Annotated in this window: 30 protein-coding genes; 14 read left to right on the forward strand and 16 right to left on the reverse strand. The window is 69.1% G+C overall.

Going from position 1 to position 23,758, the window contains the following annotated elements:
- Window positions 1–130: 130 nt before the first annotated feature.
- The gene (recQ, locus tag ACFU7D_RS03545; protein ID WP_378863558.1) at window positions 131–1,981 is read left to right on the forward strand and encodes a DNA helicase RecQ; all 1,851 of its coding nucleotides are present in this window, start codon (window positions 131–133) and stop codon (window positions 1,979–1,981) included.
- A gap of 49 nt (window positions 1,982–2,030) precedes the next feature.
- The gene (locus ACFU7D_RS03550; protein WP_378863387.1) at window positions 2,031–2,612 is read left to right on the forward strand and encodes a histone deacetylase; all 582 of its coding nucleotides are present in this window, start codon (window positions 2,031–2,033) and stop codon (window positions 2,610–2,612) included.
- Here the strand turns inward: ACFU7D_RS03550 and ACFU7D_RS03555 are convergent.
- On the reverse strand, window positions 2,596–2,790 hold the full coding sequence (locus tag ACFU7D_RS03555) for a helix-hairpin-helix domain-containing protein (protein WP_378729087.1): 195 nt from the start codon (window positions 2,788–2,790) through the stop codon (window positions 2,596–2,598). The genes ACFU7D_RS03550 and ACFU7D_RS03555 overlap by 17 nt on opposite strands.
- Before the next feature lie 59 nt (window positions 2,791–2,849).
- Between ACFU7D_RS03555 and ACFU7D_RS03560 the strand changes: the two genes are divergently transcribed.
- Entirely contained in the window at window positions 2,850–3,326 is a 477-nt protein-coding gene (locus ACFU7D_RS03560) for a DinB family protein (protein WP_378729086.1), read from the forward strand.
- Window positions 3,327–3,338: 12 nt separating this feature from the next.
- Here ACFU7D_RS03560 and ACFU7D_RS03565 read toward each other — a convergent pair whose 3' ends face one another.
- Window positions 3,339–4,940: an MFS transporter gene (locus ACFU7D_RS03565; RefSeq protein ID WP_378863390.1), complete on the reverse strand. Its 1,602-nt coding sequence runs from the start codon at window positions 4,938–4,940 to the stop codon at window positions 3,339–3,341.
- Window positions 4,941–5,055: 115 nt separating this feature from the next.
- Between ACFU7D_RS03565 and ACFU7D_RS03570 the strand changes: the two genes are divergently transcribed.
- Both ACFU7D_RS03570 and ACFU7D_RS03575 read left to right on the forward strand, forming a co-directional pair.
- A complete protein-coding gene (locus ACFU7D_RS03570) occupies window positions 5,056–5,694 on the forward strand; it encodes a LysE family translocator (protein ID WP_378863393.1) in 639 nt (212 codons plus the stop codon).
- Between the two features lie 45 nt (window positions 5,695–5,739).
- Complete coding sequence (locus ACFU7D_RS03575; RefSeq protein WP_378863396.1) at window positions 5,740–6,723, forward strand: DUF5829 family protein; 984 nt, start codon at window positions 5,740–5,742, stop codon at window positions 6,721–6,723.
- A 56-nt stretch (window positions 6,724–6,779) separates the two neighbouring features.
- On the opposite strand, the gene ACFU7D_RS03580 is transcribed toward ACFU7D_RS03575, so the two are convergent.
- Together ACFU7D_RS03580 and ACFU7D_RS03585 are read right to left on the reverse strand one after the other, a co-directional pair.
- Window positions 6,780–7,271, reverse strand: coding sequence for a hypothetical protein (locus tag ACFU7D_RS03580; protein WP_378863399.1), 492 nt, complete (start codon window positions 7,269–7,271; stop codon window positions 6,780–6,782).
- A gap of 72 nt (window positions 7,272–7,343) precedes the next feature.
- Window positions 7,344–8,198 carry a carbohydrate kinase family protein gene (locus ACFU7D_RS03585; protein ID WP_378863403.1) on the reverse strand — a complete coding sequence of 285 codons (855 nt, stop codon included), beginning with the start codon at window positions 8,196–8,198 and terminating at the stop codon, window positions 7,344–7,346.
- Between the two features lie 117 nt (window positions 8,199–8,315).
- Between ACFU7D_RS03585 and ACFU7D_RS03590 the strand changes: the two genes are divergently transcribed.
- Both ACFU7D_RS03590 and ACFU7D_RS03595 read left to right on the forward strand, forming a co-directional pair.
- The gene (locus ACFU7D_RS03590) at window positions 8,316–8,909 is read left to right on the forward strand and encodes a TetR/AcrR family transcriptional regulator (protein ID WP_378863406.1); all 594 of its coding nucleotides are present in this window, start codon (window positions 8,316–8,318) and stop codon (window positions 8,907–8,909) included.
- A complete protein-coding gene (locus ACFU7D_RS03595; protein ID WP_378863409.1) occupies window positions 8,906–9,595 on the forward strand; it encodes a hypothetical protein in 690 nt (229 codons plus the stop codon). Before ACFU7D_RS03590 ends, ACFU7D_RS03595 begins: the two co-directional genes overlap by 4 nt.
- Before the next feature lie 32 nt (window positions 9,596–9,627).
- Here the strand turns inward: ACFU7D_RS03595 and ACFU7D_RS03600 are convergent, their stop codons facing one another.
- On the reverse strand, window positions 9,628–10,191 hold the full coding sequence (locus ACFU7D_RS03600; RefSeq protein WP_378863412.1) for a YkvA family protein: 564 nt from the start codon (window positions 10,189–10,191) through the stop codon (window positions 9,628–9,630).
- On the opposite strand from ACFU7D_RS03600, the gene ACFU7D_RS03605 reads away from it, so the two are divergent.
- Window positions 10,190–10,828 carry a dihydrofolate reductase family protein gene (locus tag ACFU7D_RS03605; RefSeq protein ID WP_378863414.1) on the forward strand — a complete coding sequence of 213 codons (639 nt, stop codon included), beginning with the start codon at window positions 10,190–10,192 and terminating at the stop codon, window positions 10,826–10,828. The genes ACFU7D_RS03600 and ACFU7D_RS03605 overlap by 2 nt on opposite strands.
- Here ACFU7D_RS03605 and ACFU7D_RS03610 read toward each other — a convergent pair.
- Window positions 10,803–11,489 carry an NUDIX domain-containing protein gene (locus tag ACFU7D_RS03610; protein ID WP_378863417.1) on the reverse strand — a complete coding sequence of 229 codons (687 nt, stop codon included), beginning with the start codon at window positions 11,487–11,489 and terminating at the stop codon, window positions 10,803–10,805. The genes ACFU7D_RS03605 and ACFU7D_RS03610 overlap by 26 nt on opposite strands.
- Complete coding sequence (locus ACFU7D_RS03615) at window positions 11,486–11,869, reverse strand: DUF4406 domain-containing protein (protein ID WP_378863420.1); 384 nt, start codon at window positions 11,867–11,869, stop codon at window positions 11,486–11,488. Before ACFU7D_RS03615 ends, ACFU7D_RS03610 begins: the two co-directional genes overlap by 4 nt.
- 47 nt (window positions 11,870–11,916) lie before the next feature.
- On the opposite strand from ACFU7D_RS03615, the gene ACFU7D_RS03620 reads away from it, so the two are divergent.
- Window positions 11,917–12,684 (forward strand): DeoR/GlpR family DNA-binding transcription regulator, encoded by a 768-nt coding sequence (locus ACFU7D_RS03620; protein ID WP_378863423.1) that lies wholly within the window; start codon window positions 11,917–11,919, stop codon window positions 12,682–12,684.
- Here ACFU7D_RS03620 and ACFU7D_RS03625 read toward each other — a convergent pair.
- From ACFU7D_RS03625 to ACFU7D_RS03635, 3 genes are read right to left on the reverse strand one after another with little or no spacing between them, the layout of a single operon-like run.
- The gene (locus ACFU7D_RS03625; RefSeq protein ID WP_378863426.1) at window positions 12,640–13,221 is read right to left on the reverse strand and encodes an AAA family ATPase; all 582 of its coding nucleotides are present in this window, start codon (window positions 13,219–13,221) and stop codon (window positions 12,640–12,642) included. The two genes, ACFU7D_RS03620 and ACFU7D_RS03625, sit on opposite strands and share 45 nt — an antisense overlap.
- Window positions 13,214–13,789: a GNAT family N-acetyltransferase gene (locus ACFU7D_RS03630; RefSeq protein WP_378863429.1), complete on the reverse strand. Its 576-nt coding sequence runs from the start codon at window positions 13,787–13,789 to the stop codon at window positions 13,214–13,216. Before ACFU7D_RS03630 ends, ACFU7D_RS03625 begins: the two co-directional genes overlap by 8 nt.
- On the reverse strand, window positions 13,686–14,927 hold the full coding sequence (locus tag ACFU7D_RS03635) for a DUF222 domain-containing protein (RefSeq protein ID WP_378863432.1): 1,242 nt from the start codon (window positions 14,925–14,927) through the stop codon (window positions 13,686–13,688). The genes ACFU7D_RS03630 and ACFU7D_RS03635 overlap by 104 nt, the downstream gene beginning before the upstream one ends.
- A gap of 427 nt (window positions 14,928–15,354) precedes the next feature.
- Here ACFU7D_RS03635 and arr point away from each other — a divergent pair, with 427 nt between their 5' ends.
- Window positions 15,355–15,765: an NAD(+)--rifampin ADP-ribosyltransferase gene (arr, locus tag ACFU7D_RS03640; RefSeq protein WP_378863435.1), complete on the forward strand. Its 411-nt coding sequence runs from the start codon at window positions 15,355–15,357 to the stop codon at window positions 15,763–15,765.
- Between the two features lie 12 nt (window positions 15,766–15,777).
- Here arr and ACFU7D_RS03645 read toward each other — a convergent pair whose 3' ends face one another.
- The 4 genes from ACFU7D_RS03645 to ACFU7D_RS03660 are packed head-to-tail and all read right to left on the reverse strand — an operon-like array spanning window position 15,778 to window position 17,825.
- Entirely contained in the window at window positions 15,778–16,350 is a 573-nt protein-coding gene (locus ACFU7D_RS03645) for a DUF1349 domain-containing protein (protein ID WP_378863439.1), read from the reverse strand.
- Window positions 16,347–16,745: a low affinity iron permease family protein gene (locus tag ACFU7D_RS03650; protein WP_378863442.1), complete on the reverse strand. Its 399-nt coding sequence runs from the start codon at window positions 16,743–16,745 to the stop codon at window positions 16,347–16,349. The genes ACFU7D_RS03645 and ACFU7D_RS03650 overlap by 4 nt, the downstream gene beginning before the upstream one ends.
- 29 nt (window positions 16,746–16,774) lie before the next feature.
- Entirely contained in the window at window positions 16,775–17,104 is a 330-nt protein-coding gene (locus tag ACFU7D_RS03655; protein WP_378729065.1) for a branched-chain amino acid transporter permease, read from the reverse strand.
- Entirely contained in the window at window positions 17,097–17,825 is a 729-nt protein-coding gene (locus ACFU7D_RS03660) for an AzlC family ABC transporter permease (RefSeq protein WP_378863445.1), read from the reverse strand. The genes ACFU7D_RS03655 and ACFU7D_RS03660 overlap by 8 nt, the downstream gene beginning before the upstream one ends.
- 63 nt (window positions 17,826–17,888) lie before the next feature.
- Here ACFU7D_RS03660 and ACFU7D_RS03665 point away from each other — a divergent pair, with 63 nt between their 5' ends.
- Window positions 17,889–18,341: an Lrp/AsnC family transcriptional regulator gene (locus tag ACFU7D_RS03665; protein WP_378863450.1), complete on the forward strand. Its 453-nt coding sequence runs from the start codon at window positions 17,889–17,891 to the stop codon at window positions 18,339–18,341.
- Here ACFU7D_RS03665 and ACFU7D_RS03670 read toward each other — a convergent pair.
- Window positions 18,331–19,119, reverse strand: coding sequence for a helix-turn-helix domain-containing protein (locus tag ACFU7D_RS03670; RefSeq protein ID WP_378863453.1), 789 nt, complete (start codon window positions 19,117–19,119; stop codon window positions 18,331–18,333). The two genes, ACFU7D_RS03665 and ACFU7D_RS03670, sit on opposite strands and share 11 nt — an antisense overlap.
- A gap of 116 nt (window positions 19,120–19,235) precedes the next feature.
- Between ACFU7D_RS03670 and ACFU7D_RS03675 the strand changes: the two genes are divergently transcribed.
- Window positions 19,236–19,586 carry a nuclear transport factor 2 family protein gene (locus ACFU7D_RS03675; RefSeq protein ID WP_378863456.1) on the forward strand — a complete coding sequence of 117 codons (351 nt, stop codon included), beginning with the start codon at window positions 19,236–19,238 and terminating at the stop codon, window positions 19,584–19,586.
- A gap of 31 nt (window positions 19,587–19,617) precedes the next feature.
- On the opposite strand, the gene ACFU7D_RS03680 is transcribed toward ACFU7D_RS03675, so the two are convergent.
- Complete coding sequence (locus ACFU7D_RS03680; protein ID WP_378863459.1) at window positions 19,618–20,283, reverse strand: TetR/AcrR family transcriptional regulator; 666 nt, start codon at window positions 20,281–20,283, stop codon at window positions 19,618–19,620.
- Between the two features lie 100 nt (window positions 20,284–20,383).
- Between ACFU7D_RS03680 and ACFU7D_RS03685 the strand changes: the two genes are divergently transcribed.
- Window positions 20,384–21,301 (forward strand): SDR family NAD(P)-dependent oxidoreductase, encoded by a 918-nt coding sequence (locus tag ACFU7D_RS03685; protein WP_378863462.1) that lies wholly within the window; start codon window positions 20,384–20,386, stop codon window positions 21,299–21,301.
- Between the two features lie 67 nt (window positions 21,302–21,368).
- Window positions 21,369–23,693 carry an arylsulfatase gene (locus ACFU7D_RS03690; RefSeq protein WP_378863465.1) on the forward strand — a complete coding sequence of 775 codons (2,325 nt, stop codon included), beginning with the start codon at window positions 21,369–21,371 and terminating at the stop codon, window positions 23,691–23,693.
- Window positions 23,694–23,758: the final 65 nt, after the last annotated feature.

Raw genomic sequence — 23,758 nt, forward strand, 5'->3', positions numbered from 1 at the left:
GTGAAGCTGAGAGTGACCTATAGACCACTCTCAGCTTCACAACTCCGGACCGTCGGTGACGGCCGGTAGGGTCACTCGCGTGAATGAGACGAACCGAGCGAGGTCGAGCGGCGAGCTTGCTCGTCCGCTCGTGCCGAGCGAGGGAGTGACCGCGCGAAGCGCGGAGGTGACCCCGGAGCTGGATGTCTTGCGCCGCGTCTTCGGCTACGACGAGTTCCGTGGCGAGCAGGCGGAGATCATCGGGCACGTCGCCGGAGGTGGCGATGCGCTGGTGCTGATGCCGACCGGTGGCGGCAAGTCGCTGTGCTACCAGATCCCGTCCCTGGTGAGAGCCGGGACCGGGGTGGTCGTCTCGCCGCTGATCGCGCTGATGCAGGACCAGGTCGACGCGCTCTCCGCGCTCGGCGTGCGCGCCGGCTTCCTCAACTCCACCCAGATGCCCCACGAGCGGCAGCAGGTGGAGAAGGCGCTGCTCGCCGGTGAGCTCGACATGCTCTACCTGGCCCCGGAGCGGCTGCGGGTGCCCGAGACCGGCCGGCTGCTCGACCAGGCCAAGATCTCGCTCTTCGCGATCGACGAGGCCCACTGCGTGTCCCAGTGGGGTCACGACTTCCGGCCCGACTACCTGCAGCTCTCCCACCTGCACGAGCGCTGGCCGGAGGTGCCGCGGATCGCGCTGACCGCGACCGCCACCGCCGAGACCCGGCGCGAGATCGCCTCCCGGCTCGACCTCGAGGACGCCCGCCACTTCGTGGCCTCCTTCGACCGACCCAACATCCAGTACCGGATCGCCCCGAAGGACAAGCCGGCAAAGCAGCTCCTCGACCTGATCCGCACCGAGCACCCCGGCGAGGCCGGCATCGTCTACTGCCTCTCGCGCAACTCGGTCGAGCGCACTGCCGCGACCCTGGTCGGCGCCGGGATCCCCGCGCTCCCCTACCACGCGGGTCTCGACGCCAGGACCCGCGCGCAGAACCAGTCGCGTTTCCTGCGCGAGGACGGCATCGTCATGGTCGCCACGATCGCCTTCGGGATGGGGATCGACAAGCCGGACGTACGCTTCGTGGCCCATCTCGATCTGCCCAAGTCGGTCGAGGGTTACTACCAGGAGACCGGGCGGGCCGGACGTGACGGTCAGCCGTCGACCGCGTGGCTGGCCTACGGCCTGGCCGATGTCGTCCAGCAGCGGCAGATGATCGAGACCTCCGAGGGCGACCGGGCCCACAAGCACCGGCTCGGCCAGCACCTCAACGCGATGCTGGCCCTGTGCGAGACCGTCGACTGCCGGCGGGTGCAGCTGCTGCGCTACTTCGGCCAGGCCGCCGAGCCGTGCGGCAACTGCGACACCTGCCTGGCCACACCGGAGTCCTGGGACGGCACCGTTCCCGCCCAGAAGGTGCTCTCCACCGTCATCCGGCTCGACCGCGAGCGCAACGGGCAGCGCTTCGGAGCCGGGCAGATCGTCGACATCCTGCGGGGCAAGGAGACCGAGAAGGTCCGCCAGTTCCGCCACCACGAGCTGTCGGTCTTCGGGATCGGCACCGACATCGCCGAGAGCGACTGGCACTCCGTCATCCGGCAGCTGCTGGCCCGCGAGATGCTCGCCGTCGACACCCGCTACGGTGTCTTCTCGGTCGCCGAGGCCGCCGGCCCCGTGCTGCGCTCGGAGCAGCAGCTGATGCTGCGCAAGGAGCCGCCGCGACAGGCTCGCCGCAGCGGCTCCGGGGAGCGGAAGCCGAAGGTGGCCGCGGCCGATCTCTCGCCGGAGGCGGCCGAGATCTTCGAGCGGCTGCGGGCGTGGCGCGGCGAGGTCGCCAAGGAGCAGGGCGTGCCTGCCTACGTCGTCTTCCACGACGCCACGCTCCGCGAGATCGCCACCCGGTTGCCGGCCACCCGCGACGAGCTCGGGACGATCAGCGGGATCGGCGAGGCGAAGCTGGAGAAGTACGCCGACGGAGTGCTCGCCGCCCTCCAGGTGTGATGCCCAGGCAACGAGGTTCCCGGCCCGCACCCCGGTAGGCTGCGCCGCGATGAGCTCCGAGGTCTGGTACGTCAGCTATGGATCGAACATGTGCCGCGACCGTCTCGGCGCCTATCTCCTCGGTGGCCGGCCCGGCGGCGCGCGACGGTCGTACGTCGGGGCCCGCACGCCGGCCATGCCGGTCGAAGACGTCGCCGTCGACCTCCCCGGGAGGCTCTACTTCGCGGGTGAGTCGGCGACATGGACCGGTGGCGTGGCGTTCTACGACCACGACGCGGCCGGGTCGTGGACTGCTGCCCGGGCCTTCCGGATGACCGCCGAGCAGTTCGCCGATGTCGCCGCCCAGGAGATGAACCGGCTGCCCACCCCGGGCGACCCGATCGAGAAGGTCGTCATCGACGGGCTCGAGGAGGGCCGTCACGAGGCGGGACCGGGGCACTACGAGACCCTGATCGAGGTCGGTCGCCGCGACGGCCTCCCGATGCTCACCTTCACCGCGCCGCACGGCTTCGACGCGGTCCCGCACACCCGGCCGTCGGCCGCGTACGTCTCGATGCTCGTTCGCGGGCTCCACGAGGCGCGCGGCTGGGATCGCCGGCAGGCCGATGCGTACGTCAGGGAGCGCTGCTGAGCGCTTCGTGCAGCAGGCTCACGGCCTTGGGCCCGACGCCGTGGAGCCTCAGCAGAGCATCCAGGTCGTCCGGCAGGTCCGACAGCGTGCGATAGCCCGCAGCGAGCAGTGCCCCGGTTGCGGGCCGTCCGATCTTCACGCCATCGAAGACCGGCCCCGCGTCGTTCGTCGTCGACATGACGGACAGGCTACGGCCCGGGCACCATGCGGCTGCGTACGTCCGACTAGCCTGCCCGCATGAAGATCGGACAGGCGGACGAGCGCGCGCTTCTCGAAGGAATGGTCGACATCCAGCGGGACGAGATCACCGGCCTCCTCGAGGACCTCGACGACGAAGAGGCCCGACGGAGGCTGGTCCCGTCGCTGACCACACCCCTGGCGCTGGTCAAGCACGCGACGTTCGTGGAGAAGGTGTGGTTCCACGCCCGTGTCGCCGGTGTGCCGCGCAAGGAGATCGGGCTGCCCGACACCGTCGAGGAGAGCTTCCTGCCGGACCCCGAGGACACGGTCGAGTCGGTCCGTGCGGCCCACCGTGCGGCCTGCGAGCGTTCCCGCGAGGTGGCCGCCGGACATGAGCTCGACGAGCAGTTCGACTGGCACGGGAATCCGGTGACCCTGCGGTTCGTCTACGCGCACATGATCCAGGAGCTCGCCCGCCATGCCGGGCACGGCGACATCCTCGTCGAGCAGATCAAGGCTTCCCGCGTCAGCTAGGGCGCGTCGGACTCAACCGGGTTGCCTGGTGGGCACGCGGCGGGCGAAGAACAGAGCGAGGAGAGAGATCAGCGCGAGCACCGACAGGGCAGCCCGCAGTCCGTCGAGGCGGGAGGCAGTGTTCTCCTCGATGATCGCCGCCGAGGCACTCTCGGGCACGCCGGCGTCGGCCAAGGCTTCCGCCAGGGCGTCGTCAGGAACGAACGGGATTCCCCCGGCGAGCTCGACCGCAGCCGCCGTGGAGAGACTGTCGGGTACGTCAGGGTTGTCCTGGATCCCGGTGAGGAACGACGAGGTCAGGGCAGAGATCAGCACGGCGCCCGCCAGAGCCGTGCCGATCGACGCGCCCAGGTTGGTGACCGTGTTCTGCAACCCGCCGACCTCCGAGCTCTGCTCGTCCGGGACCGCTGAGACGGTGACGCTGCCCAGCTGCGAGGCCAGCGCGCCCACGCCGAGTCCGGCCAGCAGCATCGGCCACGTGACGACTTCGGGCCCCACGCCCGCCTCGAGCGAGACCAGCAGGGAGACGTTGCCGGCGAAGAGGGCGGCGAACCCGACCCTGACCACCCTGCGGGGCGAGGCATCCGGAAAGAGCTTCGGGATACCGACTGCGGCGAGCAGCAGGGTGAGGGACAGCGGAAGGATGCGCACCCCGGTCTCGACCGCCGACAGCCCGAGGGCCACCGACAGGAACAGCGGCACCGAGAAGAACAGGCCGGCCTGCAGGAGGTACTGGAAGAAGAAGGACGTCAGGCCGCCACGGAGCACTCTGTTGTCGAGGATCGCCGGGTCGATCAACGCCGGCACCCCCTCCTGTTGACGCCGTCGCTCCCACCCCAGGAACAACCGGAGCACGAGTCCACCGGCGATCACGAGCCAGACGACAGGTGAGACGCCGAGCCACGACGGCGCCCCCTCCTTCGGGATCAAGAAGCCCCAGGTCCCCGCGCGCAGGATCCCGAACACGACCAGGCCGAGCCCGAGCGCCGACATCACGGTGCCCACCAGATCGAGGCGTGCGCTCGGGTCCGCCGGCGAGTCCGTCATCCTCCTGGTCAGGAGCAGGATGGCCAACACGATCAGGACTTCTCCGGCGAACACCAGCCGCCAGGAGGCGTACGTGGTGAGCAGTCCGCCGATCAGCGGTCCTGCCGCCACCGCGATCGCGCCGGCCGCCGCCACCAGCCCATAGGCGCGCGGTCGTTCGGCCCGAGCGAAGTTCGTGGCCACCAGCGAGACGATCGCCGGCATGATCAGTGCGGCCCCGACACCCTCGAGGAACGACCATCCGATGATGAGCACGGTCAGGTTGGGGGCCAGCGCAGTCGTCGACGAGCCGACACCGTAGATGACGCAGCCGATCGCGAAGGCCCGCTTGGTGCTCAACAGCTGGCCTACTTTTCCGCCCGTGATCATGAGGCTGGCCATCACCAGCGTGTACAGGGTGATGGCCGTCTGGATCCCGGTGACTGTCGTGTCGAGATCCTCGGCCACCGTCGCGATGGAGACGTTCATGACCGAGCTGTCCAGGGTCATCAGGAACTGCGCCGAGGCGAGGGTGAACAAGACGGCTCCCGATCCGGCGCCCACCGTGGTTCGCGTCACCTCGCTCATGACAGCCATTCGAGACGACCCGAGCGCCGTCCGGATCATCCATGGCGCATGAACCTCGTCTCGCCTGCCAGAAATGGTTCGTACGTCTGGCCGCCCGTGCCGGAGAATCTGAATCGTGCCGTCCCTGAGCCAGTTCGCCGCCTTCGCGCTCGCGTCCGTCATCTTCATCCTGATCCCCGGACCGAGCGTGCTCTTCGCCCTCGGCCGGGCCCTGACCGCGGGCCGCCGCGAGGCGATCCTCGCCGTCGGCGGCAACGCGCTGGGCCAGTTCGGCCAGGTCCTGGCGGTCGCCGTCGGGCTCGGCGCGCTGGTGGCGGCCTCGGCGACCGCCTTCACCGTCGTGAAGCTGATCGGCGCTGCGTACGTCGTCTATCTGGGCATCCAGGCGATCCGCCACCGTGCCGACGCGCGCGCCGCCCTCGACGGCGAGGACGTCGCGCGGACGACCGCATGGGGCGCGATCCGCACCGGGATGATCGTCGGCGCGACCAACCCGAAGACGATCGTCTTCCACCTGGCCTTCCTGCCCCAGTTCATCGACACCTCCGCCCCGGCGGTGCCCCAGATCCTCCTGCTCGGTGCGATCTTCTCGGCGATGGCCTTCGCCTGCGACTCGGGCTGGGTCCTGGCCGCCAGCCGCGCCAAGGCCTGGTTCGCCCGCAAGCCCAAGCGTCTCGACGGCCTCGGCGCGGGCGGTGGCGTCATCATGATCGGCCTCGGCGCGACCATGGCCACCGTCTCCCACGGCGCCTGAGGAATTCCGAGGACAGGAGCGCCGCCGTCGCAGAGACTGGGACCCATGCGGACTCCATGGAGAATCTCGGGCTTCATCGCGGCTGCGATCGCCTCGCTCGTCATCGCCTCGGGCACGTCGGTGGCCCCTGCCCAGGCCGAGGAGGAGGCGCGTCCGGACCCGCTCCTGGCGTTCAACCACGCCTGGGCGATGGTCGACCGGGAGACGGCTGACGCGATCGAGCACTCCGAGTATCTGGGCGAGTTCGCCGACCGCCGGATCAACACCGGCAACGACGGGAGCTCGACCTGGACCGGTCGCTACCTGCTCGGCAAGGAGACCTACCTGGAGTTCTTCGGGCCGGGCGATGCGCCCGACGCGGTCGCCGGGGACACCGGGCTCGCGGTCTCTGCCGACAACGACGGCGACCTGGCCATCGCCACCGACAACCTGCACAAGCTCGGCGTCGACCCGGTCGAGTTCACCCAGGTGACCGACCTCGGCGACGGCAACCCGATCCCCTGGTTCGACGTCACCTACACGACGGCCACCTACGACACCTTCTTCTCCTGGGCGATGGAGTATCGCGACGAGTTCCTCGGCGACCCGCGGCTCACCTTCCCGCCGCCCGCCTACGAGGGCGACGTCAGCCGCGACCGCTACAACCGCGACCGCTACCTCGACCACCAGATGCGCGATGTCATCGGCATCCAGATCGCCACGACCGCGGCGGACATCGACAAGATGGTGCCGCTGTGGCGTGCCGCCGGGATCACGATCCGCACCCTGAAGGACGGCGGCGTCCTCGCCTTCGACGGCATGACCACGATCCGCCTGCTCCCGGTCCCGGCCGAGAAGGCAGGCGTACGCCACGTCATCCTCGCCCTCAACGAGGCGGCCGAGGAGCCGCACACCGAGACGATCGGCAACTCGACGCTGCACGTCGGCCCGGGGGCGTACGCGCTGTGGACCTTCGACCCGATCGAGGCCGGTGCGACGGCCCGTTCCAAGGGTCCCGGCAAGCCGCTCCACCCCGCCTTCGGCGGCTGAGCCCCGGTCACCGGAACGTCGCGGCGGGGGTAGGTTGCCCGCCGCGACGGCAGACCCTAATCCGATACCGCCGCACGAAGTCGATCGATGAAGGCGTGTTCGGGCGGCGAGGTCCGCGCCCTCCTGCCGAAGAGGCCGCCGCGCTTTGTGGTGACCTCCGCGATCTGGCTCGCGAGTCCCACCAGCCAGGCGGCGTACTCATCGACGTCTGCCCTCGCGGCTCGATTCCGGAGCAGGGCGATCGAGGTCACCACCGCCTCGACCGCTCGGGCGGCTTCCCGCTCCGGGTCCGGGTAGAGAAGGTCGGTAACAGACTCGTGCTCTTCGGGCTCTTCCGGTCGATCCTGCATCGCGAGCGCGACGGCCCTGATCAACTCGTTCTCGTCCTGGCGAGCTGCCCTGAAAACCGTGGCGATCCGGGCGCTCGTTCTGTGCATCGTGAGGATGCCCGGCCTCCCGTCGGCGACGGTCACGGCGGTGATCACTGCACCTGGCGTGTCCGTGAGCTGGGTGATCTCGTCGGAGCTGAAGCCGGAGAGGATCGACATGATTCCTTGCTCTCTGGATGGTCGGATCGGGGTTACACCGACGTGGTCCTGGCTCTCCCCTGGGCAGCCAGACTATCCGCCGAGCGCCGGATGGAGATGCTTGGTCCCGATGGCGATCCGGGCCTGCTCCGCGGCGGCCCGGAGCGCGAGCTCGACCGGTTCCGTACGCAGCCGCGCGGCCAGGAAGCCCGCCATGAAGGCGTCGCCGGCACCGTTCGTGTCGACGACGGTGGCCGGCACCGCGGCAACCTCGTGTCTCGTGCCGTCGGCCTCGAGCGCGATGGCTCCCTTCGCACCGAGCGTGCACACCGCGAGTCGGGGACCACGCTCGAGGCACGAGGCCATCAGCTTCCAGGGGTCGTCGGTGCCGTCGTCGTTCATGAACACGCCCTCGGCGGCGCGTAGGAACGGCTCGTGGAACGCCGTGGCGCCGTCGTAATCGTGCAGGTCCATCCACAGCGGCGTCCCGCGCTCCGGCAGGGCCTCGAGCACCAGCCCGCCGAGCTCACTCAGGTCGACGACCGCGAGGTCCGCCGCGGCGACCGCGCGCACCGCCGCCTCGATCGCCTCGACCGACGGGGTCGAGGGCGTCGAGACGTACAACGAGACCCGGCCTCCCCCGTCCGCCATGAGGTTGACGTGCCGCTCGGTCCGCTCGCTGGCGATCGCCCCGACGACGACACCCACCCCGGCCAGCCGGTCCCGCAGCCGCGCACCGTCCTCGTCCTCACCGACCGGGGCCCACAGGCGTACGTCGACACCTAGTCCGGCAAGGTGCAGCGCCTTGCCCGCGGAGGTGCCACCGACCGTGTGCCACGACCGGCGCGCGAACTGCATGTGCGGCACCGGCTCGGGGAGATGGTCGAGCTCGATCAGGTGGTTCCAAGACGCAGGGCCGCACACCACGACCCGAGGAGTAGAAGGCATGCGCCTATTCAGCACCATCGGCCCGAGGTCGCGCAGGCGGTTGACGACGAGTTGGCAGCCGACTTGTTACTGATGGTAACGTTACGGATAGTAACTTATTCGTCCAGGAGGAGCACTGTGGATCGCGCGACGCGCGTACCCGCGACGCAGCGGCGGGAGATGCTGGTGACCGCAGGCGTGGAGATCGCCCGCGCCGAGGGTGGGCGAGCCGTGACGCTGGCCCGGGTGGCCGAGGCCTGTGGGGTCTCCAAGCCGATCGCCTACCGGCTCTTCGACTCGCTCGCCGACCTGCTGACCCAGATGGAGCGGCAGGTCGTGGCCGGCTACGAGACGGTCGTGGACGCTGCGCTCGACGACGCCCTGAGGTCAGGGGCATCGCGGGCCGAGCTCCTGGAGGTGCTGGCACGGACGTATGTGAGCCACAGCCTCGGCGCGGGTGCCGTCTACGACACCGTCTCCTCCGCCCGTGCCGCGACCGAGGAGGTCGAGGAGCACTTCTTCGAGGTGCCCGAGTCGTTCGCCCGGTTCTGCCGCGACAACCTCGGACTACCCGCCGGCGACGAGACCGCGGTGCTGGCCATGTTCCAGGGAGCGGCCGACAACCTCGTCCTCGCGATCCAGGCAGGCGCCGTCGAGCAGGCGGCTGCCGTGGATCATCTGGTCGCGCTCTTCGCGCCGCTCATGTCGAGCGCACCCAGGAGGCGCTCGTGAACCCGCTGGCCGCGATCGGCGGCATCGTCGGGTTCGGCGTGGCCGGGCTGGACCCGTTCGGCGCGCTCGTCGTCGTACCCGCCCTGGCCGGCGGCGCCCGGCGCCGCGTCGTCCTGCTGTTCTTCGGCACCTCCTGGCTCACCACGGTGCTGACCGGGATCATGCTCGGCGAGTCGGTGCAGCATGTCGTCGCCTGGCTGCGCAACCTGCTCGGCGTCCCCGACCCGGTGCGCCTGGCAGTGCAGCTGGCCACCGCCACCGGTCTCGGCCTGTGGGCTGCCCGTCGCTGGACGCACCGCAACGACACGAAGCCGGAGAGGACGAAGAGGTCCATGCTGGCCGGCCCGACCGGGATGAGCCTGATGGGCATCTTCTGGGGCGTGAGCGCCCTGACCGACCCCAGCTTCTACGGAGTCGCGACGATCGGCGCGAGCATGCCGAGCATCCTGGCCGTCGCCGCCGTCTTCACCGGATGGTTCCTGATCAGCCAGGCCCCGCTGTGCCTGGTCGTGCTCGCCCTCGCCGCCGGCAAGGACTCCCGCCCGGTCCAGCGCGCGGTCTCGCTCGCCCGCAGGACCGCCAGGCCGGCGTCGTACGTCATGACCGGCCTCCTGGCCGCCACGTCGCTGTTCCTGCTCCTCAATAGCCTGACGCTTCCCGTCACGGGTGCATTCCGGCCGTTCTGATCGCCGTTGCTCCGGAGAACACGCCCGGATGCTCAGGTCGAGGAGCGGTCGAGCCCGGCGATCAGCACCAACGCGGCGAACCCGTCCTCGGTGCCCGGCCACTGGGCCCGAACCGCGTCGATCCCGGCTCGACGGACGACGCCGCGCAGGACGGCGGCGACGATGATCGCGTCGTCAGCGTAGCCCAGCACCGGGATGAAGTCGGGCACCAGGTCGATCGGCAGCGCGAGATAGACCATCAAGAGCCCGAGCCTGATCCGTACGCCGCGAGGCATCGACCGGTCGGCCGCGAGCCTGCGCAGCAGCCGCACCACGTCGGGCAGGATCCGCAGCGCCTCACGCAGCAGGTCGCCGCGCGGGCGGACGACGATCAGCGCGACGACGAGGCAGAGCCAGGTGAGCAGCAGCGCCGCGGCGACCCCGATCGCGAGGTCCCACCAGAACGAGCCCGTCATCTCCACCACTTCCCTGCCGCACCCGGTCGCGCCGCCCCACAATTCCAGCACGGCGGGGCTGCGGAAGCCGCCGCCGTCTCCCTGTTCGAGCAGTAGGCTCGACGAACCGACGTCGACGTCGGAGCCCAGGGAGGCACCCATGCCACTCACCAGAGTCCACAATCTCTCGATCTCGCTCGACGGCTTCGCGACCGGGGAGCCGCAGTCGGCCGAGGCGCCGTTCGGGCATGCCGGCGAGCGCCTGCACGAGTGGATGTTCGCCACCCGCTACTGGGACGCCTCCGGGGCCGCGGGCGCGGACGACGCCTTCGCTCAGCGACACAGCCAGGGCATCGGCGCCGAGATCATGGGCGCGAACAAGTTCGGGCCGCCGGGATGGCAGGACGACCCCGAGTGGAAGGGCTGGTGGGGTCCCAACCCACCGTTCCACTCGCCGACCTTCGTCCTCACCCATCGGCCGCGCCCACCGCTGGAGATGGAGGGCGGCACCACCTTCCACTTCCTGGACGCACCTCCGGCCGAGGCGCTGGAGGTCGCGCTGGAGGCGGCCGACGGCCAGGACGTACGCATCGGCGGCGGCGCCACCGTGGTGCGGGACTTCGTCGCCGCCGGGCTCGTCGACCTGATGCACCTGGTCCAGGTCCCGATCGTCCTCGGCCGTGGCGTACGCATCTGGGACGGCCTCGAGGGCACCGAGACCGACTACGACATCGAGGCCGTCTCGACACCCAGCGGCGTCACCCACCTGACCTTCATCCGCAAGCCGGCCGACTCCTGACGCGGGCGAACGGTCCGTCGAGGGCGGCCCATTGCAGGAGCATGACGGTCTTGCCGTCGATGATCCGGCCGTCCCGGGTCATCGCGAGCGCCTCGGCGAAGTCGAGCTCGAGCACCTCGATGTCCTCACCTTCCTCCACGACCCCTCCGCCGTCTCCGGTGCGGCTCGCCGGCGAATAGGCCGCCGCGAAGAAGTGCAGCCGCTCGGTCACCGACCCGGGACTCATGTACGCATCGAAGACGTGGTCGACGTCGGTGAGGCTGAGGCCGAGCTCCTCGGCACTCTCCCGGCGGATCGCGGTCACCGGGTCATCGGCATCCAGCAGCCCCGCGGCCGCCTCGATGAGGAGCCCGTCAGGATGGTCGTTGACATAGACCGGATACCTGAACTGCCTGGTCAGCAGCACCGTGCCGCGCTCGGGGTCGTAGGGAAGGAGCACGGCGCCGTTGCCGCGGTCGTACGTCTCCCGCTGCTGCCGCTCCCAGCACCCGTCCCGTCGGCGATAGTCGAGCGTGGTCCGCCTGAGCACGTGCCACCCCTGCGAGGTCAGCTCGACGTCTCGGACCACGACGTCGGGGTTGCGGGTCAGGTCCCGCCCGGCTCGGTCGAGACCGGTACGGCCGCGATGGTCGGGGACGTCGACACCAGGGCGCCGGCTCATCCGCGCTGCCCCTCGACCGCGGGGATCTCCCCGATGTCGTGGTAGACCGGAAGCCCACGGCGCTCGGCGATCGCGACGTCCTGATCGGCGCCGGTCGAGTTCCCCGGGAGACGCAAGACCGCGTCGCAACGCTCGAGGAGCCGGGCCGCGGCCGGGTAGAGCACCTGCTCGGCGAGAGGGTCGCTGGGCCCGGCACCGGCGGAGTTCAACACGGGCAGCGCGACCCACTCCCCGATCATCGGAATGTGCCCTGCGGCGAAGATCGGCCAGGCGGCTGACTCGAGCCGGGCGAGATTGGCCGCCATCGCCTGAGGATCACCGTCGGTGCCGGAGCGGTAGGGACCGGCAATGAGGATGAGCATGGGCTTCGTTGTCGTCATGGCGGCAGCGTACATGCAATACTGTGCAAGAACAGAAAGGAACGTGCATGCTTGTTGGACAGCGTCGCGCTCATCTCCTCAGCGTCTTGGACGAAACAGGCAGGATCGTGGCCAAGGACGTCGCCGCGGACCTGGGCATCTCCGAGGACAGCATCCGTCGTGATCTGCGCGATCTTGCCGCGGAAGGACTGTGTCAACGCGTCTACGGCGGCGCGCTCCCCGTCTCTCCGGCGGTCGTCGACTACGCCACGCGTCACGCCGTCGAGCCCGACGCGAAGCGGGCGGTCGCCGCCACCGCGGCCGGCCTCGTACGCCCCGGCAGCACCCTCATCCTCGACGGCGGCACCACCGCGCTCGCGGTCGCACAGGCGCTCCCCGCGGACCTGGAGTGCACCGTCATCACCAACAGCCCGACCGTCGCCTCGGCCCTCCTGCAGCACCCGAGCGCCGACCTGTTCCTCCTCGGCGGCCGGGTCTTCAAGCACTCCGCCGTCACCAGTGGGGCCGCGGCCGTGGAGGCCGCCCAGAACGTCTCCGCCGACCTCTGCCTCATCGGTGTCACTGGCGTCCACCCCGAGGCCGGCCTGACCACCGGAGACGTCGAGGACGCCGCCATGAAGCGCGCCCTCGCCTCCCGGGCAGCCGAGACGTACGTGCTCGCCTCCTCGGAGAAGATCGGCGCCGCCTCGCCCTACCGGGTGCTCCCCTGGGGTCAGATCACCGGGATCATCACCGACGCCAACCCGACCGATGACATGATCAAGCAGCTCTCAGCACTCGAGGTCGAGATCCTCCACGCCGGCGGCGCATTCTAGGAACCGTCCGACATCCCGCCTCGATCGAAGTCGGAGGAACCGGAGGTGCGAGTGGCGCGGATCGACCATCGCTGCCTCATACCGCTTCACCTGCGGACCATAGGAGTCCCATGCCCAACGGATCGCCGAGTCGCTCGGGCTCCAGAGCCGAAGACCACCCCACCCCTCGCGGTTTCCGTTCCAGAGCTCCTCGCGCCTCATCGCTCTCCGCAACGTACGCAGAGTGACCTGCACCATCACACGCCACCGCGGTGGGTTCACCCACACGACGAGCTCCGCCGGCTCCCACACCAGGGTGCCGACCTTGCTCTGATAGTTCCCGTCGATGACCCAGGCATCACCGCGGGTCGCCTCGCGGACCCTGTCCACGAACACGTCCGGTTCTTCCTCGACCCACCCCGGCCGCCAGTGGATCGCGTCGAGCTCGATGTACGGGACGCCCAGGATGTCCGCCAGTCTCCTGGCAACCGTCGACTTGCCCGACCCTGAGGACCCGACCACCGACACCCGCCGGACCGGGATGGGCCCCTCAACCATTCATCGTCTTCTCCATGAGCACACGACGGTATCCGCGCTCGACCAGGTAACCAATCTCCTCATACCCCAACCGCATGTAGAGTCGCCGATTCTCGGTCATCGCCTCAAGCGTGAAGAGCTCGACGAACACCGCTCCCCGGGCCATCGCACGAGTCTCCACATGGGCGATGAGCGCCCGGCCGATCCCCCGCCGCGAGATTCTCCAACAGCACGCCGTCGTCCCCGGGGTTCCTCGTGACCGCATATCCGGCGACCTCGTCATCGACCATCGCCACCCAGACCTCAGCGGACTTGATCGCCTCCTCGCGTACGCCGCTCGCGCGATCTGCCTCAGCCGCGGGGCATCCGCCGGTGTCGCTGACCTGATGCTCACTGGAGTCGGCTCGATCAGGATGGGGCGCATCGGGAAACCGTACGTCCCGGAGGGCACTCGCACCCTTGGCTCGTCTTGGGTCCGCGGAGGTCTATGTGCGCCTGATGAAGCGAACATCGCCGTTGGGGAGGCGTTCGTGGAGGTAGGCGGTGTCGTGGGCGCGGTGGTGGTGATGGCTGCAGAGGAGGGCGGCATTGTCCAGATCGGTGGCGCCGTCTTGGGTCCAGGCGATCCAGTGGTGGGCCTCTGCCCAGGTGCCGGGGATGTCGCAGCCCTCGGCCTCGCAGGTCGCTGACCGGAGCAGGAGGGCGCGGCGTTGGGCGGCGGTGAAGAACCGTTCCTTGCGGCCGAGGTCGAGGACCTCAGAGTCACTGCCGAGGACGGCAGGGAGGATGTTCGCGGTGCAGGCCAGACGGCGGGCCTCGGCTGCCGTGATCGGGGCGCCACCGAGGACCTGGGCGACCCCGGCCTGTTTGCGGAGCTGGTCGATGTCGATGGTGACGATCACCGTGGTGGCGTCCCCGCCATGGATCGGGAGCCGGGCCGGGTCGAGGGTCTCGAGCAGCTGGCAGAACGCACGACCCAGGCGGTGGTCGTAGGGCAGGTACTCGCCGGTCTCGGTGCGGGTGCCGTCATCGCGTCGGGGTGAGGCGAAGGCTTCGAGGTTGGTGGCCAGCCGGTCGGCGGCCGCATCCGGGAGGACCGCGGAGATCCGAGTGGTGCCGTCCCCGAGGCGGCGCATGGCCAGCCGGGTCTTCTTGCGGGCGTGGGCCTCCTCGGCGGCGAGGCGTTTGGCTTCTTCGGCCTCAGCGATCTCGGGGGCGATCAGGTCGAGGATCCGGCGCCCGAGGCGGCGTAGCCGGGTGGGGTCGAACTCGGTGGCGTAGGCGACCAGCGCTTCTTCGGCCTTCGTCTTGATCTCGGGGTCGAGGTCTCTGGGGAGGTCGTCGAGAGCGGCGACGATCACCTGTGCCTGGGCCGGGTTGCAGTCGCCACGGCGCATCGCTTCGGCGACCAGCGTGTAGGAACGGTCCAGTGCCTCGGCGAGGCGGAGGTCGGCACGCAGGGTCTCGGGGCGCTGGTGGGTGTGGTGATGCAACCACGCGGCGACATCACGGGCAGCCGAGTCGGCGGCCACATCATCAGCCACAGCGAGCACCCGGAGCTCGAGCTCGGCCAACTGGGCCTTGGCCCGGGCGATCTCGAGGAGTGTGGCGGCCTTCTGGTCGGTGGCCATGAACGCCGGGTTCGCCCCAGCAACCTGCTCGAGGGAGGCGGTGATCGCGACCACGGCCCCCAGCACGGGGTGTTGTGGCTGTTGCAGCGTGGTCATCACGGTCACCTCCCGACGTACGAACTCAAAGGTTTCTGCCTATGCAGATCCATCTTGGTTCGCTGGTCTCGGAGGCCCGGCAGTACGGGCTATTACTTACCCTCGCAGCTCAGCGTGCACGCCCCTGGTTCCCCTGGATTACCCCACACCCGTTGTGTCTCGGATGAATGGGGCACGCCTCTTTCGAGGTGGTCGGCCATCACGTTTACGCCTGCGCCGAGCCTACCACACGAAGCAAACAATCGAACCCAATCAGGGACAGATATCCCAAGCCAAAGCCGAACCACTGCTGGAAGCCCGCAAGACAGGTAAATGGCACCCAGCCCAGGCACCCGGGCTTGTAAATCTCCCAACCCAAGCCACGTATTGGCCCCACCCACGCTGGAACCCAAGCACAAATGCCCGACCCGTCAGATAGCCTGCGAGCATGGCTGAGCCGCTGGACGCCGGGCCGTTCTACCACGGCACAAAGGCCGATCTTCGCGAAGGAGATCTACTCACCGCCGGGTTCCGCTCCAACTACAAACCCGATGTCGTGATGAACCACATCTATTTCACCGCCCTTCCCGACGGCGCAGGCCTAGCCGCCGAGATCGCCCCCGGCGACGGAGAGCCACGGGTCTATCTCGTCGAGCCGACCGGCGAGTTCGAGAACGACCCCAACGTCACGGACAAGAAGTTCCCCGGCAACCCGACCCGCTCCTACCGCAGCGGGGCACCGCTTCGGATCGTCTCCGAGGTCCACGACTGGACCCGGCTGACCCCCGAAGCCTTGCAGATGTGGCGGGACCGACTGGCTGCGATCCGGACCGACGACCGCTCCGAGATCATCAACTAGTCAGTCTCCCGGTCAGTGCAGGGCGGCGTCGACCGCGGTCCTACGCCAGGCATGGAAGGCGATCGTGAGCCCGGCCCGCGTGGGAGCGCAGGTGAACGGCCCGGCCTCGGCGACGAGGTCCGGAGCGAAGGGAACCAGTCGGACGAGTTGAAGAGACCCGCCGTCGACCGCGGCCCGGACGGTGAGCGCGTCGCCGGATCGGCTGACCCGCAAGAGGACCCTGCGGTCGCGCCAGTCGGGCACCGGCGCCAGCGACCAGTCCGACCTGCCGTCGGTGACGACGGCACCGAGCTGCGGACGACCGTCGGCGTACTCGACACCGGCCTTGACCCAGTGTGTCTCGCTGACGCGTACGAAGATCCCGGCCTGGTCGAACTGCTGCGAGAAGGCGGCCGTGAACTCGACCTCGACCGCGGTGTCCTGCTCGAAGGGAGCCAGCAGAGCGTGCTCGCTGTCGTGGACGAACCCGTAGGAGGTCGTACGCCACGCGTCGCTCCCCTCGGCAGCGGTGACGAGGAGGTCGGAGCCGCGCTCGACAGCGGTGACGGGCGGATGGGTCCAGCGCCCGCTCCCCCAGCGGATCAATGCCGCTCCTCGAGCCCCACGGCCTCGCGCAGGATGCGCACCGAGTCGGCCAGCTCCTCGTCGTCGCGGGCCCTGGACTCCATGAGGTCGGAGAGGGCCGAGGCGATGACGTTGAGCTTCTCGTGGGAGGCCTCCTCCGAGCGTCGCCCGGCGTTCTGGAGCAGCACCAGCAACAGCAGCGAGAGGACCGAGGAGCCTGTGTGGATGGCCAGCTCCCACTTGGTGCTCGAGGACCAGAGCGGGAAGCTCACCGCCCACAGCAGCAGGACGACCACGATCACGTAGAAGAAGGGAGCACGGCTGACCACCGAGGTGACCCTCTCCACGAAGTGTTCGAACCCGTTCCGTCCGCCGCCGCGCTGACGAGACTTCCTGGCCTTGTTCTCAACGGTCATGCGGACACGGTAGTCCTCGCCGCCGCCGCTCAGGCCGCGATCACCGAGACCACCAGGACGTACGCCGCCGTGCCGGCGAAGATGCTCAACGTCATGCTGCCGCGCCATAGGTGCAGGCCGATGGTGATCGCGAGAGCGAGGACGGCCGGACCGGCTGACGTCAACGCGACCGGGTCGGTCTCGCGGAGGGTGTAGGCGGCAAGGATGACCATCACCCCGACGGGCATCCGGTCGCCGATGTAGGCCAGCAGCGCACTGTGCCGCAGCGGGGCGAGCATCGCGAACGGAGCCGCGCGCAGGGTCCAGGTGACGGCCGCGGAGACGAGGACGGCAGACAGGACGTACCAATGATCAGCCACGGTTGCTCCTTCGGACGGCGAGGACGTACGAACAGACCAGCGCCGCACAGAACATGCCCATCGCGATCAGCAGCATGTTGTCCCGCGAGATCAGCGCTGCGACGATCGCGCAGCCCAGCGCGAGAGCCGAGACCGGCACCGACCGACGGACCTTGTACGCCTCGAGCCCCAGCACCACGAACAGTGCGGTGACGGCGAAGTCGAGGCCCACGACCTGCGGCGGGATCAGCGAGCCCAGGCCGGCGCCGACGGCCACGCAGAGCACCCACGCCAGATGGAAGAACGCCTGGATGCCGACGATCCTCGTCCGCGACCATCCGGCCGCCTCCGGCGTCGCGGTGAGCGCGTACGCCTCGTCGGTCAGGGCGAAGGTGCTGTAGGCCCTCCACCCTCGGCCGCGCACCCGGTGCATCGGGAACGAGATGGCGTAGAAGACGTGCCGGAAGTTGACCAGCAGCGTGCTGACCGCGATCTGCGCCAACGGAGCAGCGGCGGCCAGGAGGCCGACCAGCAGAAACTCCATGGAACCGGCGAACACGACCGCGCCCAGCACCGGAGCCCACCACCAGGCGAGCCCGGACTGGACCACCAGCACGCCGAGCGCGAGCCCCAGCGGGACCACGGCGACGCAGGCGGGGAGCACGGTCCGCCAGCCCGCGGCGAGCTCGTCGCGGGTCGTCGGCGACCCCTGGCACGTCGTCTCGGTCTCCATCACCTGCATGTCGCAAGCCTAGGAAAGTTCGGACGTCCTTGGGTTGCTCATCGCCGATGCTAGAGTGCCGCTATGCGCAATGATCATGCAATTGACGACCTGGATCGCGCAATCATTGCCGAGCTCGAGGATGACGCCCGACTGAGCAACGCCGAGCTCGCCCGACGGGTCGGCCTCACCCCGGCGCCCTGCCTGCGCCGCGTACAACGCCTGGAGAGCGACGGGGTGATCAAGGGCTACCACGCCAGGATCGACCCGAAGAGCGGCGGACGCGGGTTCGAGGTCATCGTCGCGATCGACATCGCCGTCAACGACGGCAAGACCATCGAGGACTTCGAGACCGCCGCGGTCGCCGTCCCCGAGGTCACCGAGATGCGCCGCATGCTCGGCCAGCCCGACTATTACCTGCGCGTCCAGGTCGCCGACCCGGAGGCCTACGAGACGCTCATCCTCGGGACCATCTCCCGGCTGCCCGCGGTGAGCAGGCTGCTGTCGCACCAGACGATGCGGCTGGTCAAGGGCTGAGCGCCTGTCGCGTGCGGTCGTCGGCGGGGACGAAGGTCTCCAGGTGGAGGCCGTTGAGCGTGACGTCCGAGGCGCTCTCGATCTGGCTGGCAACGCTGAAGAAGCGGAGGGGCTCGCCGCCCATCTCGATCTCCAGCGGGACGACGGGATCGGCCAGCGGCCGGGCGGACGGCTCACCGTCCAACGGGTAGGCCATGACCTCGTCCCGGAGCGCGACCAGTGCCGGGTCACCGCCGGTGTGGGTGATGCGCCGCCCGAGCTGATGAAGCAGGTGGGCCCGCCAGACGGCAAGGTTGCGGATGCGCGGGGCGACGCCACCCGGATGTAGGCACAGCCGGATCACGTTCAGGGGCGGCTCGAGCAGGCCGGGGTCGCAACCGGCGAGCAGCCCGTCGACGGAGGCGTTCGCATCGACGATGTCCCAGTGGTCGTCGAGGAGCAGGGCCGGGTACGGCGCATGGGCGTCCAACAGGCTGCGGAGACCGGCCATCACCGGCGCGAGCGCGTCGTCGTCGGCGGCACGGTGCGGATAGCGGGGAGCGAACCCGCCGGCGAGCAGGAGCCGGTTCTGCTCGACCATGGGCACTCCCATCACCTCGGCCAGCCGGACGATCATCTCCGATGTCGGCCGGGAGCGTCCGTTCTCGACGTAGCTCACGTGCCTGGTGCTCACCTCGGCCTGGGTCGCGAGCGCGAGCTGGCTCAGGGACCGCAGCTCGCGCCAGCGGCGAAGCTCGGTGCCGACCGACGTTGACGGTGATGTCGCGGTTGAGATCACAGCTCCGAGGCTAGCCACACCCGCATCGCGAGGGCCATGACCTCGGAGGTTATCGACCGGCGCACCCACCGGCGGCGAACCTTCTTCCACGATCCCATCGAGAGAAGGAAGACACCATGAACGACATCGTGAGGCGCTACCTCGACACCTGGAACGCCACCGACGAGGCACTCACCGAGCTGTTGGCCACCCACTGGTCCGACGACTGCGTCTACGTCGACCCGCTCGCCGAGGTCCAAGGCCGTGACGCGGTCGGAGCGACCATCCGGGCCGTACGCGCGCAGTTCCCCGACTTCGTGTTCACCCCGGTCGGCGACGTCGACACCCACCACCAGCAGGCCCGGTTCCAGTGGGGTCTCGGCCCGGCCGGCGAGGAGCCGGTCATCATCGGCTTCGACGTGGTCGTTGTCGACACGGACCAGCGGATCCGCGACGTACGCGGGTTCCTGGACAAGGTGCCCGCCTGACGGCGGTGTGCAGGTCCGCCCACCTCCCGGGTCAGACGCGCGGCAGCACACCCACGAGCGTTGCGGTGAACGAGGTCCGCAGGGCGTCGCGCAGGTCCAGCTGGAGCGCGCCGAGCTCAGGCTCGTCCGCGTAGGCGGCGAGGAGGCTGGGTGGCGGCGGGTCGTAGGCTGCCACGGCCCCTGCCGAGATCAGGCTCATCAGGCAGAAGGTCTCGGCACCGTCGCCGACCTCGGGCAGGTGGTGGCGGACGAGCGCGACCATGATCTCGAGCTTTGCGTGGGAGGACCGCTTGTGGCGTTTGACCACCTCGACCGAGACGTTGTGCTCGAGGACGCCGCCCTGTGCACCGACGAGGTCGCAGAGCACCATCCGCTCTGCGAGCGACCGGCTGAGGACCTCGGCGAGCTGTCCTGCCCGCACCTCCGGTGAGGCCTTCGCCTCGATACCCACGGCCAGCTCGGCGGCCAGCTCGTCGAGCCAGGTCGCCAGGAAGTCGTCCAGCAGCTCGAGCAGCACCGCCTCGCGCGACTCGAAGTAGCGCAGGACGTTCGACTTGGCCAGGCCCACCCGACGACTGAGCTCGTTGAGGCTCAGCTCTGCCACCGGCATCTCGTCGAGCATCGCCGCCGCCGTGTCCAAGATCGCCCGGCGGCGGATCTCCCGCTGCTCGTCGCTTCGCGCCCGTTGGAATGTCACCGCCCCAGACTAGCTTAAAGACCGCCGGTCCCTTGACATAAGACCACCGGTCTCTTAGATTGGAGGACATAACAGACCGATGGTTCTTTAGGAGCGGACAATGAGTGACACCTGGACCGAGCAGCACATCCCCGACCAGCAGGGCAGGGTGGCGGTCGTGACCGGCGCCAACACCGGCCTCGGCTTCGAGACCGCCCGGATGCTCGCCGCACACGGAGCCCACGTGGTCCTGGCCGTCCGCGACGCGGAGAAGGGAAAGCAGGCGGCAGCCCGCATCGACGGCGACGTCTCCGTCCAGGTCCTCGACCTGACCTCCCTGGACTCGATCCGATCGGCAGCGGCCGATCTTCGCACCGCCCATCCCCGCATCGACCTGCTGATCAACAACGCCGGCGTGATGTACACGCCGAAGCAGACCACCGAGGACGGCTTCGAGCTGCAGTTCGGGACCAACCACCTGGGCCACTTCGCCTTCACCGGGCTGCTGCTGGACAGCCTCCTCCCCGTTCCCGGATCCCGGGTCGTGACCGTCAGCAGCATCGGCCACCGCATCCGGGCCGACATCCACTTCGACGACCTGCAGTGGGAGCGCTCATACAGCCGCGTCGCCGCGTACGGCCAGGCCAAGCTCGCCAACCTGATGTTCACCTACGAGCTCCAGCGCCGGCTCGCACCTCACGGCACCACGATCGCGGTGGCCGCTCATCCCGGCGGGTCCAACACCGAGCTCGCCCGCAACACACCCGCCGCGCTTCGGGTGCCGCTCACCTGGCTCGCGCCGCTGATCACCCAGCCGGCCGAGATGGGCGCGCTGCCCACCCTCCGCGCCGCGACCGACCCCTCCGTCATCGGAGGCCAGTACTACGGGCCCGGCGGCCGGGCCGAGGTCCGCGGATATCCGAAGCTGGTGACCTCGAGCCCGCTCTCCTACGACCTGCAGACCCAGCAGCGGCTGTGGACCGTCTCCGAGGAGCTCACCGGCGTACGCATTCCGCTCCAGAGCACCTCACTCACCTGAACCGGGGGATGCGTCCGGGCCCGCCACGAGATCAGTCTCTGGCCAGACGACTACGGACGGAGACCAGATGGCCAAGCAGTTCAAGGGGATCGTCAATCTCGACGTGCGGGACTCGGTCCCGGACTGGACGCCGTTCCGTGAGCCGCCGGCTCCGGAGGGCGCTCCCAACGTACTGCTGGTTCTCTACGACGACACCGGCATGGCCGCGTGGTCGCCGTACGGCGGCCGCATCAACATGCCGACCATGCAGCGGCTCGCCGACAACGGCCTGACCTACACCCAGTGGCACACCACCGCGCTCTGCTCGCCGACCCGTTCCTGCCTCCTCACGGGACGCAATCACCACGAGAACGGCTTCGCCCAGATCGCCGAAGGTGCCCAGGGGTTCCCCGGTCACACCGGCCACATCCCGATGGAGAACGCCACCATCGGCGAGGTGCTGCGCGAGAACGGTTACAACACCTTCTGGGTCGGCAAGAACCACAATGTCCCGCTCGACGAGTGGGCGGTCGGGGCGAGCAAGCGGAACTGGCCGCTGGCACGCGGGTTCGACCGCTTCTACGGGTTCATCGGCGGCGAGACCAACAACTGGTTCCCGACCTTGGCCGAGGACAACCACTACGTCGACCAGCCCTACCTCCCCGAGGACGGCTACCACCTCTCCAAGGACCTTGCCGACAAGGCGATCTCGTTCATCGCCGACAGCAAGACCTCCGCACCGAAGAAGCCTTGGTACCTCTGGTTCTGCCCCGGGGCCAACCACGCCCCGCACCACGCACCCGAGGAATACATCGCGAAGTACGCCGGGCAGTTCGACGACGGCTACGAGGCCTACCGCGAATGGGTGCTGCCCCGGATGGTCGAGCGCGGCATCCTCCCCGAGGACACGCAGCTCACCGACATCAACCCGCTGCCGGGCGAGACGGCGCAGCCGATGGACCACGTGCGGCCCTGGGAGACACTCAACGACGAAGAGAAGCGACTCTTCGCGCGATTCGCCGAGGTCTACGCCGGCTTCTCCGAGTACACCGACGCCCAGGTCGGCCGGATCATCGACTATCTCGAGGAGACGGGTCAGCTCGACAACACGATCGTCTTCTACTGCGCCGACAACGGCGCCTCCGGCGAGGGGAGTCCGGACGGCACCGTCAACGAGAACAAGCTCTTCAACGCCTATCCCGAGGACCTCGAGCAGAACCTCTCGATGCTCGACCAGCTCGGCTCCCCGGAGACGTACAACCACTATCCGACCGGCTGGGCAACGGCGTTCTCCACGCCGTTCAAGATGTTCAAGCGCTACACCTACCAAGGCGGCGTCGCCGACCCGCTGGTCATCTCGTGGCCGAAGGCAATCGCCGCACGCGGCGAGGTTCGCAACCAGTACCACCACGCCGTAGACATCGTGCCCACGATCTTGGAGTGCATCGGGCTGGAGATGCCGGAGGAGGTGCTCGGGTTCGCTCAGTCGCCACTGCCGGGAGTCTCGATGAAGTACAGCTTCGACACGGACGGACCGACGCAGAAGGCCATTCAGTACTACGAGATGTTCGGGACCCGAGCGCTGTGGCACGACGGCTGGCACGTCGTCGCCCGGCGTGCACCGAACGCCGGCGGGACCGCTGCCGACCTGGTCAACGACACCTGGGAGCTCTACCACTCCGAGGGCGACCGGGCAGAGGCGAAGGACCTCGCCGCCGAGCATCCCGACAAGGTCAAGGAGCTGGTCAACCTCTGGTACGTCGAGGCCGGCAAGTACGACGTACTGCCGCTCGACAACCGGTCCATCGCCGATCTGGTCAGGGAGATGCCGGTCGCTGACATCCCGGAGGGCGGCGTCTACCGCTACTACCCGGACACCTCTCCCGTGCCCGAGTTCGCCGCCGCCGAGATCCGCGGCCGGTCGTTCAAGATCCTGGCCCAGGTGGAGCTCGAGGACGACGCGGAAGGCGTGATCATCGCGAACGGGGCCCGCTTCGGCGGGCACACGCTCTTCATCAAGGACCGGAAGCTCTGGTACGCCTCGAACTTCCTCGGCATCCCGCCTGAGCAGCAGCTGGTCTCACCGGACGAGCTGACGCCCGGAGAGCATGTGCTCGGGGTGGAGTTCTCCAAGGATGGCCACGGCGAGCACCAGGAGGCGATCGGAACGGCGACGCTCTACGTCGACGACCGGGCCGTCGCCAAGGGCGGCTGGAAGACGCAGCCCGGCCACTTCGCGCTGTGTGGCGAGGGGCTCACCGTGGGCAAGGACGGCGCCGACCCGGTCTCGCGGGAGTACTCCTCACCGTTCGCCCTCACCGGCGCCAAGATCAGGGTGGTCGAGATCAACATCGGCGACGACGTCTACCTCGACCGGGAGCGCGACTTCCACGCCGCGATGTCTCGGGACTGACCGGCGCGGCCGCGGGAGCCGACTCCAGGCATCCCGCGGCCGCGCCGACGGTCATGACATCCGCG

Origin of the sequence: Nocardioides sp. NPDC057577 (assembly GCF_042801335.1) — a bacterium.
In the GTDB taxonomy this organism is placed as follows: Bacteria; Actinomycetota; Actinomycetes; order Propionibacteriales; family Nocardioidaceae; genus Nocardioides.

Bases quoted from the DNA above. Each gene is read 5' to 3' on its own strand.
- ACFU7D_RS03550 (WP_378863387.1), top strand. From the start codon at position 2,031: ATGAGCTCCGAGGTCTGGTACGTCAGCTATGGATCGAACATGTGCCGC.
- ACFU7D_RS03555 (WP_378729087.1), bottom strand. From the start codon at position 2,790: ATGTCGACGACGAACGACGCGGGGCCGGTCTTCGATGGCGTGAAGATC.
- ACFU7D_RS03560 (WP_378729086.1), top strand. From the start codon at position 2,850: ATGAAGATCGGACAGGCGGACGAGCGCGCGCTTCTCGAAGGAATGGTC.
- ACFU7D_RS03565 (WP_378863390.1), bottom strand. From the start codon at position 4,940: ATGAGCGAGGTGACGCGAACCACGGTGGGCGCCGGATCGGGAGCCGTC.
- ACFU7D_RS03575 (WP_378863396.1), top strand. From the start codon at position 5,740: ATGCGGACTCCATGGAGAATCTCGGGCTTCATCGCGGCTGCGATCGCC.
- ACFU7D_RS03580 (WP_378863399.1), bottom strand. From the start codon at position 7,271: ATGTCGATCCTCTCCGGCTTCAGCTCCGACGAGATCACCCAGCTCACG.
- ACFU7D_RS03585 (WP_378863403.1), bottom strand. From the start codon at position 8,198: ATGCCTTCTACTCCTCGGGTCGTGGTGTGCGGCCCTGCGTCTTGGAAC.
- ACFU7D_RS03605 (WP_378863414.1), top strand. From the start codon at position 10,190: ATGCCACTCACCAGAGTCCACAATCTCTCGATCTCGCTCGACGGCTTC.
- ACFU7D_RS03600 (WP_378863412.1), bottom strand. From the start codon at position 10,191: ATGGGTGCCTCCCTGGGCTCCGACGTCGACGTCGGTTCGTCGAGCCTA.
- ACFU7D_RS03610 (WP_378863417.1), bottom strand. From the start codon at position 11,489: ATGAGCCGGCGCCCTGGTGTCGACGTCCCCGACCATCGCGGCCGTACC.
- ACFU7D_RS03615 (WP_378863420.1), bottom strand. From the start codon at position 11,869: ATGACGACAACGAAGCCCATGCTCATCCTCATTGCCGGTCCCTACCGC.
- ACFU7D_RS03620 (WP_378863423.1), top strand. From the start codon at position 11,917: ATGCTTGTTGGACAGCGTCGCGCTCATCTCCTCAGCGTCTTGGACGAA.
- ACFU7D_RS03625 (WP_378863426.1), bottom strand. From the start codon at position 13,221: ATGGTTGAGGGGCCCATCCCGGTCCGGCGGGTGTCGGTGGTCGGGTCC.
- ACFU7D_RS03630 (WP_378863429.1), bottom strand. From the start codon at position 13,789: ATGCCGCCCTCCTCTGCAGCCATCACCACCACCGCGCCCACGACACCG.
- ACFU7D_RS03635 (WP_378863432.1), bottom strand. From the start codon at position 14,927: ATGACCACGCTGCAACAGCCACAACACCCCGTGCTGGGGGCCGTGGTC.
- arr (WP_378863435.1), top strand. From the start codon at position 15,355: ATGGCTGAGCCGCTGGACGCCGGGCCGTTCTACCACGGCACAAAGGCC.
- ACFU7D_RS03650 (WP_378863442.1), bottom strand. From the start codon at position 16,745: ATGACCGTTGAGAACAAGGCCAGGAAGTCTCGTCAGCGCGGCGGCGGA.
- ACFU7D_RS03660 (WP_378863445.1), bottom strand. From the start codon at position 17,825: ATGCAGGTGATGGAGACCGAGACGACGTGCCAGGGGTCGCCGACGACC.
- ACFU7D_RS03665 (WP_378863450.1), top strand. From the start codon at position 17,889: ATGCGCAATGATCATGCAATTGACGACCTGGATCGCGCAATCATTGCC.
- ACFU7D_RS03675 (WP_378863456.1), top strand. From the start codon at position 19,236: ATGAACGACATCGTGAGGCGCTACCTCGACACCTGGAACGCCACCGAC.
- ACFU7D_RS03685 (WP_378863462.1), top strand. From the start codon at position 20,384: ATGAGTGACACCTGGACCGAGCAGCACATCCCCGACCAGCAGGGCAGG.
- ACFU7D_RS03690 (WP_378863465.1), top strand. From the start codon at position 21,369: ATGGCCAAGCAGTTCAAGGGGATCGTCAATCTCGACGTGCGGGACTCG.